This window comes from Acidipropionibacterium virtanenii (genome assembly GCF_003325455.1).
Taxonomy (GTDB): Bacteria; Actinomycetota; Actinomycetes; order Propionibacteriales; family Propionibacteriaceae; genus Acidipropionibacterium; species Acidipropionibacterium virtanenii.
In genome coordinates this window covers 2,508,990-2,526,294 of sequence record NZ_CP025198.1, presented here as the reverse complement: position 1 = coordinate 2,526,294, position 17,305 = coordinate 2,508,990, and the positions used below count along the sequence as shown (strand labels likewise).

The following is a 17,305-nucleotide window of genomic DNA, read 5'->3' as shown; positions in this document are numbered from 1 at the left end:
GGCGATGGATTCGGTCGATCGCATCATCGCGGCGTGGACCAGGGAGCGCCCGGACCTTCCGGTCGGGCTGATGGAGGTCTGGTCGCGGGTCACCCGGCTGTCCCGGCTGCTGGACAGGGAGCGCTCCCGGTCCTTCGCCCACCACGACCTGGAGACCTGGGAGTTCGACGTGCTGGCGGCCCTGCGGCGCAGCGGCGAGCCCTACCGGATGAGCCCCGGCCAGCTGCTGGCCGAGCTCGAGGTGGCGTCGGGCACCATGACCAACCGGATCTCCAGACTGTCGGAGCGCGGCCTGGTGCGACGCCGGCGTCACCCCTCCGACGGGCGCAGCGCCCTGGTGGAGCTCACCGATGAGGGCCGCGACCGGGTGGACGGGGCGCTGTCGGATCTGCTGGCCTCAGAGGGTCGGCTCCTGGACGACCTGGATCGCGGCGACGTCGAACGGCTGGGCGGCGGGCTGCGGGCGGTGCTGGGCCATCAGGAGAATCGCGTCAGTCCCCGCGGAGGCGGGCCGTCGCACGGGTGAGGTGCGGGGAGGGCGAGAGGCGGGCCAGGCCGTTGAAGGCCAGATCGACCAGGTGGGCCGCCATCACCTCCTTGGACGGCTGCCGGTCGTCGAGCCAGGACTGGCCGGCCATGCCGACCATCCCGGTGAGCGCCTGGGCGTAGATCCCGGCGAAGCTCGGCTCGTACCCGTGCCGGCTGAAGTCCTCGGTGAGCAGGCCCTCGACCCAGCCCGCGACGTCGGACAGGATCGACGCGTAGGAGCCGGTGGAGGTGCCCACCGAGGAGTCCCGGGAGATGATCCGGAAACCGTCGGGGTGGGTGTCGATGTAGTCGAGCAGGGCGAAGACGCCGGACTCCAGGATGCTGCGGGGGCTCTGATGGGGGCGGGTGAGCGCCTTGAGGAGGTTGCTCTGCAGAAGCTGGACCTCGCGGTCGACCACCACCGCGTAGAGGCCGTCCTTGGAGCCGAAGTGCTCGTAGATCACCGGCTTCGAGACCCGGGCCGTGGAGGCGATCTCCTCGACCGAGGTGCCGTCGACGCCGTTGGCGGCGAACAGGCCGCGGGCCACCCTGATGAGCTGGTCGCGGCGCTGGGCGCTGGTCATCCGCACCCTCGTGTGCCGGCGGACGACGGCCTCACGGGCGTCCCCGGGAGCGGGATCTGTCATGGACCTGAAGATACCCGGAGCGCTCCCGATGGCCGGGGCGAGGGTGGGTGCCGTATCGTGGGGGCCGCTTGTTGGAACTGCGATCGGCCGCGTCGGTGCTGCAGTCCCCGGTTGGTCTGTCGGCAGGGCCCGCCTGACTTTGAATCAGGATCAGCGACGCAGGTTCGACTCCTGCCCGGGGAGCGGGTGGCCATCCCGCCCGAGGTGCGACAGACTGGGGACAGGCGGACTGTGCGACAGGACAGGGGAGTGAGACGTTGACCACGACGAGCGACCAGCCCGAGATCAGTGGGGTGTCAGCAGTCATCGTGCTGGCGGCCGGCGGGGGCACCCGGATGAAATCGCAGAGGTCCAAGCTGCTCCACGAGGTGGCCGGCCGGCCCATGCTGTCCTGGGCGGTGGCTGCGGCCAGAGGGCTGCACCCCGACCATCTCGTCGTCGTGGTGGGTCACCTGCGCGATCAGGTCGAGGCCCATCTGGCCGAGGACGCCCCCGATGTGGCGACCGCCGTGCAGGCCGAGCAGAAGGGCACGGGCCATGCGGTGGCCCGGGGCCTGGAGGGCCTCGGCGATCTGGGCGGCGAGGTCGTGGTGACCTACGGCGATGTCCCGATGCTCACCTCCCAGACGCTGGCCGATCTGGTCCGGGCCCACCGCGACGGCGGATATCTGGCCACCGTGCTCACCGCGGACGTGCCCGATCCCACCGGCTACGGGAGGATCCTGCGGCAGGGGGAGAGGGTCACCGGGATCATCGAGCACAAGGACGCCAGCCCCACCCAGCGACTCATCTCCGAGATCAACTCGGGGATCTACGTATTCGACGCCGAGGCACTCCAGCAGGGCGTCGCCGCCCTGTCCAATGACAATGCCCAGGGCGAGTACTACCTCACCGATGTGGTGACGATGGCCGCCTCGGGGCGGCTGTCGGGAGCCGACAGGTCCCGGGGCGGAGTGGGTGCCCATCGCACCGACGACCTGTGGCAGACCGAAGGGGTCAACGACCGGGTGCAGCTGGCCCGGATCAACGCTGAGGTCAATCGGCGGATTCTCGAGGGCTGGATGCGAGCCGGCGTCACCGTCGCCGACCCGGACACCACCTGGATCCAGCCCGATGTCGATCTGGGCACCGACGTGACGATCCTTCCCGGCACTCTGCTCAACGGCGCCACCAGCGTCGGCGAAGGGGCCACGATCGGGCCTGACACCACCCTGACCGACTGCGAGGTCGGGGCCGGGGCCGTCGTCAGCCGCACCGAGGCCACCCTGGCCGTGGTGGGCGAGGGAGTGCGGGTGGGCCCGTGGGCCAACCTGAGGCCGGGAACGGTGCTCGACGCCGGGGTGCGGATCGGCGCCTTCGTCGAGACCAAGAATGCGCACCTGGGCTCGGGCACCGCGGTGCCCCGGCTCGTCTACGCCGGCGACGTCACCGTGGGACGAGACGTCACCATCGGCGCGGGGGCCATGTTCGCCAACACCGACGGGAGCACCACCAGCACCACGACGGTGGGTGACGGGGCCTTCGTCGGGTCGAATGTCGTGATCGTGGCGCCCGTCGACATCGCCGAGGGGTCCTTCCTGGCGGCCGGATCGACCATCACGCAGGACGTCCCCGCAGGAGCACTGGCCATCGCGAGGGAGCGCGGCCACATCAGCCCGGGCTGGGTGGCCCGGCATCAGGAGCATGAGGCTCCCTCACAGAGCTCGGGCCACAGGTCCGGAACACCAGGAACCACATCCAGCCCGGAGGAACATCTGTGAGCGGTGCCACGCGACCCAACTACAAACACCTGATGCTGTGTTCGGGGCGGGCATACCCCGAACTGGCCGAGGAGATCGGCCAGGAACTGGGGGTCGAGCTGGTGCCGTCGCGCCAGGTGACCTACGCCAATTCCGAGATCTACGTGCAGTTCGAGGAGTCGGTGCGCGGCTGCGACGCCTTCGTCGTCCAGTCCCACTGCGCCCCCGTCAACGAGGCCATGATGGAGCAGCTCATCATGATCGACGCCCTGAAGCGGGCCTCCGCCAAGCGGATCACCGTCGTGGCCCCCTTCTACCCCTACGCCCGCCAGGACAAGAAGCACCTGGGTCGCGAGCCCATCTCCGCCCGCCTGATGGCCGATCTGTTCACCGCCGCCGGGGCCGATCGGATCATGGCCGTGGACCTGCACGCCGCCCAGATCCAGGGCTTCTTCGACGGCCCTGTGGATCACCTGTGGGCACTGCCGGTGCTGTCGGACTACGTCAAGGACAAGTACGGCCAGGAGGACATCGTGGTCGTCTCCCCGGACGCCGGACGCGTGCGGCTGGCCGATCAGTGGACCGACAAGCTGGGCTGTCAGCTGGCCATCATCCACAAGCGCCGCGACCCCAACAAGGCCAACGAGGCCACCACCCACGAGGTGGTCGGCAAGGTCGGGGGCAAGACCTGCATCCTGGTCGACGACATGATCGACACCGCCGGCACCATCTGCCAGGCTGCCAAGGCCCTGGAGGATCACGGCGCCACGAAGGTGATCGCCGCGGCGACCCACCCGGTGCTCTCGGGCCCGGCGGCCGACCGGATCAACGCCTCCCCGATCCAGGAGCTCATCGTCACCAACACCCTTCAGGTGCCCGACGGGGTCGAGATCCCGAAGATGACGGTGCTGTCCATCGCCCCGCTCATCGCCAAGGCCATCCAGCAGGTCTTCGAGGACGGCTCGGTGGCGCAGCTGTTCCGCTGAGCTGTATACTCCGGAACGCTTGGCGAGGGACCTGCGGGTCCGTGATCGACTGGCTGCCCGGAGCCCCGGGCGTCCCCACTCGTCGAGCCTGTCCGGTTCCGAGTTGGAGGAAAGACCATGGCTGACATCATCAGCATCAAGGCCGAGAGGCGCACCGAGTTCGGCAAGGGCGCGGCCCGCCGCATCCGTCGCGAGGACAAGGTTCCCGCCGTCATGTACGGCCACGGCATTGATCCCATCCACGTGACCCTGCCGGGCCACGCGACCCTGCTGGCGCTGCGGTCGGAGAACCCGCTGCTGTCGATCGAGATCGAGGGCGAGGACGCCCAGCTCGCGCTGCCCCGCGAGGTCCAGCGCGACGTCATCCGCGGCTTCGTGCGGCACGTCGACCTGGTCACCGTGCGCCGCGGCGAGAAGGTCACCGTCTCCGTCGCCCTGCATCTGGAGGGCGAGCCCGAGCCCGGCACCGTCGCCACCGTCGACTCCAACGAGATCGAGGTCCTGGCCGATCCGCTGAACATCCCCGAGCAGCTGGTCGTCGACGTCACCGACCTGCCTGCCGGCCACAGCATCGCCCTGGGCGAGATCTCGCTGCCCGAGGGCGTTGAGCTCACCGGCGATCCCGAGGACATCGCGGTGTCCATCGTGGTGCCCGCCGCCGAGCCCGAGCCCTCCGAGGAGACCGAGGCGGATGCCGACGAGGCCGACGCCGAGGACGAGGCTGAGTGAATCGGCCCTGGCTGGTGGTCGGGCTGGGCAATCCCGGCCCGACCTATGCCGCCACACGCCACAATGTGGGCGCGATGGTGGTCGCGGAGCTGTGCCGCCGGGCCGGCGAGACACTCTCGTCGGCCCGCGGCCTGCGCGCCGAGACGGCGCGCACCCGCATCTCGGGTGCCGGCCTGGGACTCCCCTCGGCCGATGCCCTTCCCGTGGTGCTGATGCGCTCGCGCACCTATATGAACGACTCCGGCGTGGCGGTCCGCAAGGTCGCGGACTTCGACCGGATCCCGGTCGGACGCATCATCGTCATCCACGACGAGATCGATCTGGACCTGGGGCGGATCCGGATCAAGGCCGGCGGTGGCGACAACGGCCACAACGGGCTGCGATCGATGCGCTCCCATCTGCGCTCCGGCGACTTCACCCGCGTCCGCGTGGGGGTGGGACGTCCGCCGGGCCATCAGGACCCCGCCGACTACGTGCTCAAGCGGTTCACCGCCGGTGAGCGGGCCGAGGCCGATCTTCAGGTGAGCCTGGCCGCCGACGCCGTGGAATGCCTCATGACACAGGGTCTCGGCGCTGCGCAGAACCGGTTCAACAGTTGAGGGTTTTATCCATGGGTGGTTGCCAACCGGTTCTGTAGAGTTGACGAGTGCGGGGAGGATGCGGCGCCAGAGTACCTGGGCGAATTCGGCCTGGCGGTCCAGCCCCAGCCAGTAGCCGGCCGGGTCGATGCCCCGGTTCGCGACGAGGTCGGGGGTTCTGGCGACGAGTTCGGCTCAGTCATGCCATCGGGGTCGAGACAGTCCTAGTTTAGGTAATGGATCGATCGCCTTCAAATATGGTGTTTCGGCTTGGTAGCCTCACTATATTTGAAGGAGCCGAGGTTTTTTCGATCAACACGACCATGGCGCCAAAACAATCTACTGCGAATAACGCCCTTAGGTGAATATTCGCTTTGCTGGGGTCCGTAGGTAGAGGGTTTGGGGGCCGGTAGGGTTCGGGCTGAATGACGTGGTTGGGGGCCACGGGTGGCGTGGTTGGGGGCCACGGGTTCGTAGGCTCCTTCCGCTGACGTGTATAGGGCACGTTGGCGGAAGGAGTGACCAGAATGGTACGCAAGATCAAGGCGAAGCTGGTGCTTCGCTTGCACAGGGAGGGGTTGTCCGGTCGGGCGATTGCTTCCTCGCAGGGCATGTCACGCAAGAGCGTGACCGCGGTGTTGGATGCCGCCAACGGACTCGGGCTCGGGTTCGAGGACGTCGCCGAGCTCGGCGACGCGGTGGTGTATGCCCGGTTGTTCCCAGGCCGGGGCGAACACGAGTCTGTGTTCGCCCAACCCGACTGGACTTGGGTGCACAAGGAGTTGACCCGCGTCGGGGTGACGTTGAAGCTCCTGCATCAGGAGTACCTCGACGCGTGTGCCACGGCTGGGGACCCGGCGATGGGCTATGACCGGTTCTGCAAGACGTATCAGCGCCACGTCCTTGTCACTGGAGCCGCCTCGAGGGTGGGCCACAAGGCCGGGCAGAGCGTGGAAGTCGACTGGTCGGGCCCGACGATGGAGCTGATCGACCCGGTGACCGGGGCGGTGTCCACGGTGTACCTGTTCGTCGGGTGCCTGCCGTTTTCAAGGTATGCGTTCTGCTACCCGAGCCTGGACATGGCTCAGGTGTCCTGGCTGGGCGCGCACGTGGCCATGTTTGAGTTCTTCGGCGGCTCGGTACCCAGGATCGTGCCGGATAACCTCAAGACCGGCGTGATCAAACACCCCCGCGAAGGAGAGATCGTCCTCAATGACGCCTACCGGGAGATGGCAGCCCACTACTCGGCAGCAGTACTGCCAGGCAGAGTGCGGAAACCGAAGGACAAGGCCAGTGTCGAGAACACGGTCGGGCACGTGGCCACGTGGGTGATCGCCTCGCTGCGGGAGAGCGTGTTCACGTCCCTACCCGAGCTCAAGGACGCCATCGCCGAGCAGATGGACGCCTACAACGCCCAGCCCTTCCAGAAACGCGACGGCTCCAGGGCCAGCGTGTTCGCCGCCGAGGAGAAGGCGCTACTGACGCCGTTGCCAGCCGTGGCCTATGAGATCGCATCCTGGGTGTATGCCCGCAGTGTGGCCCGCAACGGGCACGTCACCTTCGAAGGGAACTTCTACTCCGTGCCATACGCCCTGATCGGGTCCAAGCTCGACCTGAGGATCACGGCAACGATGTTGGAGGCCTACCAGGGCAGCCAGCGGGTCAGCAGCCACCTACTGGCCCCGGTCGGTACGAAGAACACCTACGTCACCCGGGCCTCGGATCAGCCCCACGGCGGCTACCAGCCCTGGGACGCCGAACGGGTGCTGGCCTGGGCTGAGCGGATCGGGCCGGCCGCGGTGATCGTCATGCAACGGATCTTCGAATCCGTGCCCGTCGCGGAGCAGGGTTTGGATCCAGCCTTGGCCGTGCTACGCCTGTCCCGCCGCTACTCCGGGGACCGGGTGGAAGCAGCCTGCGCGCTGGCGTTGAAGGGCAGGATTCGTTCACCCCGCTACGCCCACGTTCATCCGATCCTGGCCACCGGGCAGGACAAGATCCCTGCTAGCCCGCCGCCAACACCGCCGACTGAGTCCGGTGGGTTCGTCCGCGGCGGGGACTACTACACCGGGGGTACACGATGAGCACCCTCAACATCGAAACGAAACGGAAGCTACGGGAGATGGGAGCAGCAGCGCTCCTGGAGGCCATCGAAGCACAAGACGACGCCCTGGCCATGCACCTACCCTTCGAAGACCGCCTCCAGATCCTCGTGGATGAGGCCCATTCCTCCTTCGCCAATTCCAAGGTCGAGGGCCTGATCCGGCGTGCCGGGCTGCGCTACCCGAATGCGGACCTACGTCGGCTCGACCTCGTCACCGAGCGGGGACTGGACCAGACGGTCATCAACCAGTTCGCCACGTGCTCCTTCATCACCCGGAACCAGAACGTCGTGTTCCAAGGCTTCACCGGGTCCGGGAAGTCCTACCTCGGGTGCGCGCTGGCGAAGCAGGCCTGCCAACATCGGCTCAGAGCCCACTACATCCGCATGCCCGACCTCGCCGAGGCCTGGGTCCTGGCGCAGGACAAGCCCCAAGGGGTCGCGAAGTTCCTGCGCAAGTACACCTCCTACAGCCTCCTCGTCCTGGACGAATGGCTGCTGGACGAACCTGATGAGGCCATGCGCTCGATGCTGCTGGAACTGCTCGAACGACGCTACGACGCGGGATCCACGGTCTTCTGCACCCAGTACGCGAAAAAGGACTGGCACCACCGGCTCGGATCAGGAGTCCACGCCGACGCGATCATGGACCGCATCGTGCACAACACCATCTGGTTCGACACCGGCAATCACAATATGCGCGAGCACACCGCACCCACGCCCACGCCCGTGAGCTGAGCCGCCGGGCTGACCCCAGGTAGCTGAGCCTGCCGTTGAGGGCCAGTGGCCCCCACCCCTGGAGGTCACTGGCCCCCAACGGCAATACCCCTGGCCCCCAAACCCAATAACACCCGGCCCCCAAACCTCCGAATACTCACTTAGGCTCTACTGTTTAAGACCATCTCCATTTGACATAATCAGGAAATCCCTCTCCCTCGCCGCGTCGACCAGTGGTTTGGCGACGGTATCTCCAACTGCTCCTCGTATCGTCTCGACTAGTTCCCGCACACGGGAACTCACCATGTAGTCCGAGCCGGCCGTATTCCGGACCCGCTCGGCAAAGAAAGCAACTAGCTCATGACTATAGGCGGCGAGGATTCCATCCGGAAATTCCCGATTGAAGAACCGCTCGCCGAGACCGATGCTGTGCCCGCCAAAAAGCGTCGCTGCGGCAGGGGCGAATTCACCGACGACAGGAACGACGTCTGCCCATTGTTCAAGCTCTTCGGTAGATGCGACCCGGGGCTGACCGTCGAGGCGGCGTTCTAGATGCTTGCCGAGCCAGCGGCGCCACACTTCAGCCCCGTCGACGCCGTCTTCAAGAAGGAGTCGGACGACCGCCGCAGCGAAATCGGCGGCATGCAAACCGTCTGACGCGAGCACTGTCTGATCAAGCAGGCGCCTACGGTCGGTACTCGTGATGCCCGCGAATGACACCACCGAGGCCATGAACTCTAGGAAGATGTGATGCAGGGTTTGGCCTGGCAATGTGTCGAGACGGCTGAGCTCGGCGACCATGCTGTCGAACAGGCCAGCTGCGAGGATCCGGTCATTCCACCTGGGGTGGTGCAGGAATGGGTCCCAGGCAAAATCGTGGCGCAGCGGGTCGTTGAAGAGCGGAAGCAGGTGTGTCGCTGCAAAGTCAGCGTCTGCGGCGAAGTAGAAGAACAGCTCTCCGGCAAGCGCGGGCTGAGTAGCGTCCAGTACATCCTTGTTGCCGTTCAGCAGCGCGATGAGCGCTTCCGACTCCTCGCTGCAGAGTCCAGTCCAGTCCTCACGCGAGTGTCGCCAGTGACGATCGACCTCACTGCCCCAATACTGCGCCAGGAACCCCGGCCACGAGTTCAGGTATAGCGGCGCGAACGACAGGGAGGCCGAATCTTCTCGGTGCGTGAATCCTGTGCCTTGCTCGCGCCAGAGTGATCCCGCCAGCGCGCGCATGGATGCGAACACTGGCGATTCATCTGCGTCGATCTGCTGTCGAATCTGATCGAGCAGGAAACGCCCGACCGCGTAGGCGGAGTCCTTGTCCGGCAACAGTGCGTTGAGGCGCTGGATGGCTCCGAGACCCGAAGCTCCCAGGACGGCTTTTCCCCATCCTTCAGCGATCGCGCGCCATAGGTCGACCTGCTTGCCGCCAAGGTGGTCGCGACCAAGGATGGTGTCCCAAAGCTGCACACCAAGGTCCGGGCGTCGCTCAGCGGCCTGCTGCACGAGCCCGAGTGCATCTCGCCAGTCGGGCTGGTCGAAGTGACGGTCGGAGTAGTCGTGGGACAGCAGGTCATCGAGTGCAGCGCTCACGTTCCGGGCCAGTGCCTGAATGAACTCCTCGATGTCCATCGGCGGCTTCCCACCCCAAGTTCCGCTTGTCATCCAGCTGTCGAAGTCAGGGTGCTTCCGCACCGCGAAGCCGGGATTCTCGGCTTGGGCCGCATCGAACGTGGTTTGCACCTCCGCCCAGCCAGGGTCGGCCTGCGTTAGCCACGCGAGCAAGTTGTACTTCGCGTACGCGAAGTGGCGGTCACGATCGGGAATCTCTTCGGGATAGTCGGGTCCGACAGTGACAGCGTCCAGGACCCGCTTTTTGAGCGACGGTGATGCAGGCACGACTGCGGCGGCGAGCACCCGGTAGGTCTCGTGCTTCAGGTTGTCTGTATAGAGTCCAGTGCGATCGAGGAGCCACGATAGCTTGTCGTCCGCGCTTCGTGCCGGGTCGCTGGATACCAGATGCAGAGCAAGCCGTCGCATGAGTGCTCGGCCGAGGTTCCACCACCGGTCCGGTAGGTCCGGCCAGACGGGCAGCGCCTTTATCCCGTAGTCCCGGATCCCGTCTATGACGGCATCAAGTGGCTCCCGGAATTCGTCCTGAGTGTGCGGCTCAATCGCGGATCGGTGATACGCGAGCGGGTCCCAGCCTCGCTCGTCGTGATACGCGTCGAGCAGGTCGTACGCCGAGACGATGGCGTCCTCTAGGACACCGCCGAGGGAGCGATCGCCGGGATCGGATGCCTGCACCACGCGCAGGACGTACTGAGTCAGGACGCACTCCTTTGAGTTCCAGGTGACCTTCGCATCGGGATGGATCGTGCGTTCCGTGGACTTGTCGACAAACAAGCGCCGTTTCAGCTCGAGGAAGGGCCGCAGCGCAGCCCGCAGTACCGCCATGCTGGGCGCCGTTGAATCGAGTAGGAACGGCATGAGGAAGTCGTCTCCGAGTGGCGCCGACTGTCCATAGATCGAGGTGGCGAGGAGTGCCTGATATCGCTTTCCAGCAACTGTATCCTGCTTGCTCAGGAGGTTAGTGATCAAGGTGGCAGTTCGATACAATGAGCTGGTCATCGACTGCCCAAGGCGTTGTACGGTCTGGAGTCCTGCACCGTTCAGTGTCGTCGACTCAATGAAGGTTCTTGCGAACCAGTTGCCCAGGATCGCCGTCGTATCCGACACATCCGAAGGTGAGAACAGGGTCTTGAACTCAGGGAAGTCCTCCAGCCACGTCAGCCACTCGAGTTTGAGTTCGTCGGGCAGTGAGTCGGTCGCAATCGCAAAGTCGCGGGCGCCGTTTGTAGTCCGGAGACGAGCAAGGAGGTAGTCGCGGTCCGGCAGTGGTAGCGCGGTACCGCCGGCGACGATCGCCTGCACGCGTGACTGGTGGTCGGTCTGCCCCATCTTGGCGCGGTCAGCCCATGCGGTGAGAGCCGCCAAGAGCGCTTGATGATCGCGTTCGAATACCGGGTAGGCGATCGGCTGGATCCCTAGGTAGCCCCACTTGCTGTTCGACGGATCGTCCGTGAACGCGAATCGTTTAGAGGCCGTGGCGTTGCCGCTCGACGGTAGCCCAAGCGCGAGGTAGCGCATGATCACGTCGTCGTGGCTATAGCCGATGAACACCACGGTGAATCGCTCGAACATGGAGAGGAGGAACCGTGCTGCCCACGCATCAGTGATGTACGCGTGGCCGAAGTCACGGTCAGTGAGGATCATCTCCTCCTTCGGGCGCCGTACCGATCCGTGCAGGTGGACGAGCCCTGTGAAGTCACGCCCGAGTGGCAACGCCGGGGCGTACCAGCTGTCTGGGACGTTTATCGAGCCGCTGCGGGCAGCAGAAGCAAGGTGGTCGTCGTAGTTGGTCGTCACTACGCGGAACGCTCCTCCAATTCCCGCGAGGTCAACAATCGCCTTGTGAAGCGGATTGAATCTCGACTTCGGATTGGAAATCAGCGTGTGGACATGGTGATGCGCATCGAATCCCTGTGGCAATGACTCCAGTTGCCCAATGAAGAAGTCCAGTCCGCCGCTCGTTGAGAACGGGGGCGACGCTAGTAACGCCAGCTTCTTGGCGAGGTCGTCAAATAGGGGAAGGTTCGAAGGCTCACCCACCGAAGCCCCTGCACCGACGAAGAATACGAGTTCGCCGCGCTCGTGGGCGTCGAGAATCTCGTCGGGTAGCTCAACGTCGCCGGTAATCCACATCAGGCCACGACCTCAGTGTCACCCGTCCGTATGCCTACCGATGCGCCTCGAGGGTGCCGCGGAGGGTCTCGAAATAACTCGCCGAGGAAAGCATGGCCTATGCGCCCTGCAGCAGTCCGCAACTCCGCCACTTCGTCTCCTCGCCCCACGGTCTGAGCGCCCTCATGTCGTTCACTCATGATGAGTATCTCTCAGTCGGCGACGGCACGCGAGCTCATGAGTGGGGCAACTGGGCAGTCAGTCGTCGCGCGTCGCGGCCTGATTCGAACGTAGGTGAGCCTGCACTGGAAGGGATGGTCGACAGGCGTTCACAATGCGTGTGGACGGAGGGGATCGGAGGAAAGTCCGGCTCGGTCGTACTGTCGTCCCCGGTCCGTGTGCCAGAACTCAGACTCGATCAAGATCCTGCAATCGGTCAAGTGTCGGTGCTGGCGCTGTCTATGTGTGTCCATGTGGATGTTGGAGAGTAACCGAAGACCATTCGATCGCCACTGTTTCGGGTTGAATGGCTGGGGTAAGGCCGGTCACGGATCAGGATTACGCGTTCGCGCTGGGTGAGGCCCGTGGTGAGCGGGGCAGGGGCAACGTAGGCTGTCCCGGTGAGTCTTGGCGGTCTGGTGTCCCTTCTGTCCCGTGAGCCCGTTCTCACCCGAGTGATCCGTGACGGTCTGACCGGCCGTACACCCACCCTCGACCTGGGTGCCGCCCAGCCCTCCCGGCCGGCCGTCGCCGCCGCGATCGTTCGCGGACTGGAGGGTTCCGGGCGCGGACTGCCGATGCTGCTGATCACCTCGACCTTCCGGGAGGCCGAGGAGGTCACCGCCCATCTGGAGTCCTGGCTGGGAACCGATGAGGTCTGCTACTACCCCTCCTGGGAGACCCTTCCGCACGAGCGCCTGAGCCCCCGCTCCGACACGGTCGGGCGACGCCTCTCCGTGCTGCGCCGGCTGATGGGCACCGACGGGCTCACCCCGCCGGCCGTCGTCGTCGCCCCCATTCGCGCCGCCCTTCAGCCCCAGGTCGCCGATCTCGGGGCGATCTCCCCGGTGCGCATCGCGGTCGGTCAGGAGTACGACCTCACAGAACTGGCCTCCGAGCTCGTCCGCGCCGCCTACGTGCGCGTCGACATGGTGACCCGACGCGGCGAGTTCGCGGTGCGCGGCGGCATCCTCGACGTCTTCCCCCCGGTGCTCGATCACCCGGTGCGCATCGATTTCTTCGGCGACGAGGTGGAGGAGATCCGATCCTTCGCGGTGGCCGACCAGCGCTCCACCGAAGACACCCATGACGACGTCGTCGCCGCCCCCTGCCGCGAACTCATCCTCACCCCCGAGGTGCGCGCCCGCGCCCGTGCCCTGCTGCCCGACCACCCCGAGCTGGCCGACATGCTGGAGAAGATCGGCCAGGGGCAGGCCGTCGAGGGCATGGAGGCCCTCATCCCGGCTCTGGTCGACCGGATCGAACTGCTCTCGGACGTGCTTCCCCCCAACTCCCTGGTGATGCTCTCGGATCCCGAGCTGATCCGCTCGCGCGCCGCGGAACTCGTGCAGACCTCCGAGGAGTTCCTCCATGCCGGCTGGGCAGCCGCAGCCGGAGGAGGGCAGGCCCCGATCGATCTGGCGGCCTCGGGCTACCGCACCCTCGCCGAGGTGCGTTCGCGCTGCCTGGACCGCGGCATGTCGTGGTGGTCCATGTCCTCGTTCTCCCTGGACGCCCCCATCGGCGCCTCCCAGGCCACCGACGAGGATCTCGGCAGCGCACCGGAGACCCTCAACCTGCACCTCGATGCCGTCGAGCCCTGGCACGGCGACGTGGAGTCCGCGGTCGCCTCCATGAGGACGCGTCTGGAGGAGGGCTGGACAGTCATCCTCACCGTCGAGGGTGAGGGCCTTGGTCGCCGGATGGTCGAGGTATTGAGCGAGCACGGCGTCGCGGCCCGCCTGGAGCCCGACATCGACGCCGGGGCCACCGATCCGGTGGTCCATATCGTGCGGGCCCACCAGCGTCAGGGCTTCTCCAGCGAACGCCTCAAACTCGTGGTGCACGGCTCGGCCGATCTCACCGGCGAGGCCCCCGGCGCCGACCGCGCCGCCAAGAAGATGCCCGCCCGGCGCCGCAACCAGATCCAGCCCATGGACCTCAAGGCCGGGGACCTGGTGGTTCACGAGCAGCACGGCGTCGGCCGTTATGTCGAGATGATCCAGCGCACCGTCGCCGGGGCCACCCGTGAATATCTCGTCATCGAGTACGCGCCCGCCAGGAAGGGCCAGCCCGGTGACCGGCTCTTCGTCCCGATGGACTCCCTGGACGAGGTGACCCGCTACGTCGGTGGAGACGCCCCCGCCCTGGACAAGATGGGCGGGGCCGACTGGAAGAAGCGCAAGGCACGGGCGCGGAAGGCCGTCAAGCAGATCGCCGCCGGCCTCATCAAGCTCTACGCCGCCCGGCAGGCCACCAAGGGTCACGCCTTCGGCCCCGACACCACCTGGCAGCACGAACTCGAGGACGCCTTCGCCTACGTCGAGACCCCCGACCAGCTCACCACCATCGCCGACGTCAAGCGAGACATGGAACAGGTGGTGCCGATGGACCGCCTGGTGTGCGGCGACGTCGGCTACGGCAAGACCGAGATCGCGGTGCGCGCCGCCTTCAAGGCCGTCCAGGACGGCAAACAGGTCGCCGTGCTGGTGCCCACCACGCTGCTGGTGCAGCAGCACACCCAGACCTTCGCCGAGCGCTACGCCGGATTCCCCGTCAACGTCGCATCCCTGTCGCGCTTCCAGACCGACGCCGAGGCGCGGAAGGTCAAGGAGGGCATCGAGCGCGGCACCATCGACGTCGTCGTCGGCACCCATCGGCTGCTCTCCGACCAGATCCACTTCAAGGATCTCGGCCTGGTGGTCATCGACGAGGAGCAGCGCTTCGGGGTCGCGCACAAGGAGTCCCTCAAGAAACTGCGGGTCAACGTCGACGTGCTGTCGATGAGCGCCACCCCCATCCCGCGCACCCTCGAGATGGCCGTCACCGGCATCCGGGAGATGAGCACCATCGCCACCCCGCCCGAGGAGCGTCACCCCGTGCTCACCTTCGCCGGACCCTACGACCAGGGCCAGGTGGTCGCGGCGATCCGCCGCGAGCTCGCCCGCGAGGGGCAGGTCTTCTTCATCCACAACAGGGTGCAGGACATCGAGAAGACCGCCGCCCGGATCCGCGAGCTGGTGCCCGAGGCCCGCGTGGTCACCGCCCACGGCCAGATGAATGAGAAGCAGCTCGAACAGATCATGGTGGACTTCTGGGAGCGGCGCGCCGACGTGCTGGTGTGCACCACCATCGTCGAGTCCGGCCTGGACATCTCCACCGCCAACACGCTGATCGTCGACCGCGCCGACCGGATGGGCCTGTCTCAGCTGCACCAGCTGCGCGGCCGGGTGGGACGCTCCCGCGAGCGCGGCTACGCCTACTTCCTCTACCCGGCCGACAAGCCGCTGACCGAGACCGCCCACGACCGGCTGGCCACCATGGCCCAGCACACCGACCTGGGGGCCGGCATGTCGATCGCCATGAAGGATCTGGAGATCCGTGGGGCCGGCAACATGCTCGGTGGGGAGCAGTCCGGCCACATCGCCGACGTCGGCTTCGACCTGTACATCCGGCTGGTGGGCGACGCCGTCGCCAGCTTCCGCGGCGAGGACGCCGAGGAGGAGCCCGGGATGCGCATCGAGCTGCCCGTCGACGCCAGCCTGCCCACCGACTACGTCGAGTCCGAGCGGCTGCGCCTGGAGATGTACCGCAGGCTGGCGGAGGTGCGCTCCGAGGAGGATGTCGACGCCATCCGGGAGGAGCTGCTGGACCGCTACGGACCCTTGCCCGAGACCGTCGAGGCGCTGCTGGGAGTGGCGCGATTCAGGCTGCTGTGCCGCTCCCGCGGGATCCGGGACGTGGCGCCCGCCGGCAATTCCATCCGCTTCTCCCCGGCCCACCTGCCCGAGTCGCGGGTGATGCGGCTCAAGCGCCTGTATCCGGGCTCGGTGGTCAAGGACAATGCCGGACTGGTGATGGTGCCCAGGCCGAGAACCGCCCGGATCGGCGGTCGTCCGCTGGGCGGGGCCGAACTGCTGGAGTGGGCCAGCGGGGTCGTCGCCGATGTCCTCACCGTCGCTGCGCCAGCCCGCGAGGCCGACCCCCAGCCGGCCCAGGCGTAGGATCGCAGGCGTTCTGGCCGCGGCCACCCCGATGCGCACCGACAAGGAGAGACAGGCATGACGACGTCGTCACCCCAGCGAAACTCGACAGGACGCCGGCGCGGTCTGCGGCTGGCCGCAGCGGCGGCCGCCGTGGCGGCGCTGGCCACGGCGGGCTGCGCCCCGTCGGGCAGCACCGCCGTGCGGGCGGGCGAGCAGACGGTGTCGATGACGACGTTCGAGAAGGACGTGTCGAACTGCTCGGACCTGGCCAGCTCGCAGACCATGACGCCGCGCCAGGTGATCGCCAGCACGGAGGTCCAGGCCGCCATCGGCGAGGAGCTGCTGGCCCGCTCCGGGAAGACGCTGACCGATGCCCAGCGCGACGTGATCATGGCTCAGAACCAGCTGAGTGCCCTGGCCACCCACCCGGTGTGCCGTGACATGGGACGCCGGCTCGCCTCCCTCTACGCGGTCGCCGGCAACACCCCCGACGCCCGGACGCTGGTCGCAGACGTCAAGAAACTCGGCGTCCAGGTGAACCCGAGGCTGGGTCACTGGTACCCCGATCAGCTCGCGGTGGCCGGCTCCGGCTCCTTGTCGAGCCTCTGGGCGGGCACCAGGTCGTGACCCTCCAGCGGCCCTCTGCTGATCGGCCTCGTGCCGAGCTCGACGATCTGGTCGAGCTCATGGAGGTGCTGCGCGATCGCTGCCCCTGGGACGCCCGCCAGACTCAACTCAGCCTCCTCACCTACCTCGTCGAGGAGACCGGCGAGGTGGTCGACGCCGTGGAGGCCGGCACCGACGACGACCAGGTGGAGGAGCTGGGCGATCTGCTCCTCCAGGTGGTCTTCCACGCCCGGATCGCCGAGCAGCAGGGGCGATTCGACATCCATGACGTCGCCGGCGGGATCGTCGACAAGCTGCGACGGCGTCACCCCCATGTCTTCGCCGACGCCGCCGTCCCTGACGACATGGATCGCACCTGGGAGGCCCGCAAGGCCGCCGAGAAGGGCCGCACGTCGTCTCTGGAGGGCATCGCCGAATCCCTGTCATCGGTGGCCAGGGCCGTGAAGGTGGTGGCCCGGGCCCGAAAGCACGAGGTGCCGGTCGGACTGCCCGATGAGCCGATCGGAGCCGAGGAGGTCGGCGATCAGATCCTGGCGCTGGTGGCGCGGGCGCATGCCCACGGGATCGACGCCGACCAGGAGACCCGCCGTGCCGTCCGGAGGCTTGAGAGCCGAGTGCGGACCGCCGAGCTGGGCGGCGAGGATGTGGACGGATGCGCGGCCGAGGGCCGCGACGCCTGATCAGGGGATCTGTTGTGCCCATCGCGCGGGCGT

12 protein-coding genes and 1 tRNA gene are annotated in these 17,305 nt (G+C 66.9%); 11 read left to right on the top strand and 2 right to left on the bottom strand.

The annotated features are described in order from the left end of the window. Positions 1-4: 4 nt before the first annotated feature. Positions 5-526 (top strand): MarR family winged helix-turn-helix transcriptional regulator, encoded by a 522-nt coding sequence (locus JS278_RS11710; protein WP_114045343.1) that lies wholly within the window; start codon positions 5-7, stop codon positions 524-526. On the opposite strand, the gene JS278_RS11705 is transcribed toward JS278_RS11710, so the two are convergent. Beyond that, a complete protein-coding gene (locus tag JS278_RS11705; protein ID WP_114045342.1) occupies positions 492-1,112 on the bottom strand; it encodes a TetR/AcrR family transcriptional regulator in 621 nt (206 codons plus the stop codon). The genes JS278_RS11710 and JS278_RS11705 overlap by 35 nt on opposite strands. Positions 1,113-1,279: 167 nt before the next feature. On the opposite strand from JS278_RS11705, the gene JS278_RS11700 reads away from it, so the two are divergent. The 7 genes from JS278_RS11700 (at position 1,280) to JS278_RS11670 (ending at position 8,046) form a co-directional block, all read left to right on the top strand. After that, a tRNA-Gln gene (locus JS278_RS11700) sits at positions 1,280-1,358 on the top strand. A 74-nt stretch (positions 1,359-1,432) separates the two neighbouring features. Further along, entirely contained in the window at positions 1,433-2,935 is a 1,503-nt protein-coding gene (gene glmU, locus JS278_RS11695; protein ID WP_114045341.1) for a bifunctional UDP-N-acetylglucosamine diphosphorylase/glucosamine-1-phosphate N-acetyltransferase GlmU, read from the top strand. A gap of 32 nt (positions 2,936-2,967) precedes the next feature. Beyond that, positions 2,968-3,900 (top strand): ribose-phosphate diphosphokinase, encoded by a 933-nt coding sequence (locus JS278_RS11690; RefSeq protein WP_245935314.1) that lies wholly within the window; start codon positions 2,968-2,970, stop codon positions 3,898-3,900. 117 nt (positions 3,901-4,017) lie between these two features. Beyond that, on the top strand, positions 4,018-4,629 hold the full coding sequence (locus JS278_RS11685; protein WP_114045339.1) for a 50S ribosomal protein L25/general stress protein Ctc: 612 nt from the start codon (positions 4,018-4,020) through the stop codon (positions 4,627-4,629). Further along, positions 4,626-5,228 carry an aminoacyl-tRNA hydrolase gene (gene pth, locus JS278_RS11680; protein WP_114045338.1) on the top strand — a complete coding sequence of 201 codons (603 nt, stop codon included), beginning with the start codon at positions 4,626-4,628 and terminating at the stop codon, positions 5,226-5,228. Before JS278_RS11685 ends, pth begins: the two co-directional genes overlap by 4 nt. 506 nt (positions 5,229-5,734) lie before the next feature. Next, a complete protein-coding gene (gene istA, locus JS278_RS11675) occupies positions 5,735-7,291 on the top strand; it encodes an IS21 family transposase (RefSeq protein WP_114045337.1) in 1,557 nt (518 codons plus the stop codon). A gap of 38 nt (positions 7,292-7,329) precedes the next feature. Continuing rightward, entirely contained in the window at positions 7,330-8,046 is a 717-nt protein-coding gene (locus tag JS278_RS11670; protein WP_281269168.1) for an ATP-binding protein, read from the top strand. Positions 8,047-8,193: 147 nt separating this feature from the next. Here JS278_RS11670 and JS278_RS11665 read toward each other — a convergent pair whose 3' ends face one another. Continuing rightward, positions 8,194-11,781: an SIR2 family protein gene (locus tag JS278_RS11665; protein WP_114045335.1), complete on the bottom strand. Its 3,588-nt coding sequence runs from the start codon at positions 11,779-11,781 to the stop codon at positions 8,194-8,196. A gap of 599 nt (positions 11,782-12,380) precedes the next feature. On the opposite strand from JS278_RS11665, the gene mfd reads away from it, so the two are divergent. The 3 genes from mfd to JS278_RS11650 are packed head-to-tail and all read left to right on the top strand — an operon-like array spanning position 12,381 to position 17,272. Then, on the top strand, positions 12,381-15,983 hold the full coding sequence (gene mfd, locus JS278_RS11660) for a transcription-repair coupling factor (protein ID WP_114045334.1): 3,603 nt from the start codon (positions 12,381-12,383) through the stop codon (positions 15,981-15,983). A gap of 57 nt (positions 15,984-16,040) precedes the next feature. Beyond that, complete coding sequence (locus JS278_RS11655) at positions 16,041-16,592, top strand: hypothetical protein (RefSeq protein WP_114045333.1); 552 nt, start codon at positions 16,041-16,043, stop codon at positions 16,590-16,592. 59 nt (positions 16,593-16,651) lie between these two features. After that, the gene (locus JS278_RS11650; RefSeq protein WP_114046298.1) at positions 16,652-17,272 is read left to right on the top strand and encodes a nucleoside triphosphate pyrophosphohydrolase; all 621 of its coding nucleotides are present in this window, start codon (positions 16,652-16,654) and stop codon (positions 17,270-17,272) included. The last annotated feature ends 33 nt before the right edge of the window (positions 17,273-17,305 follow it).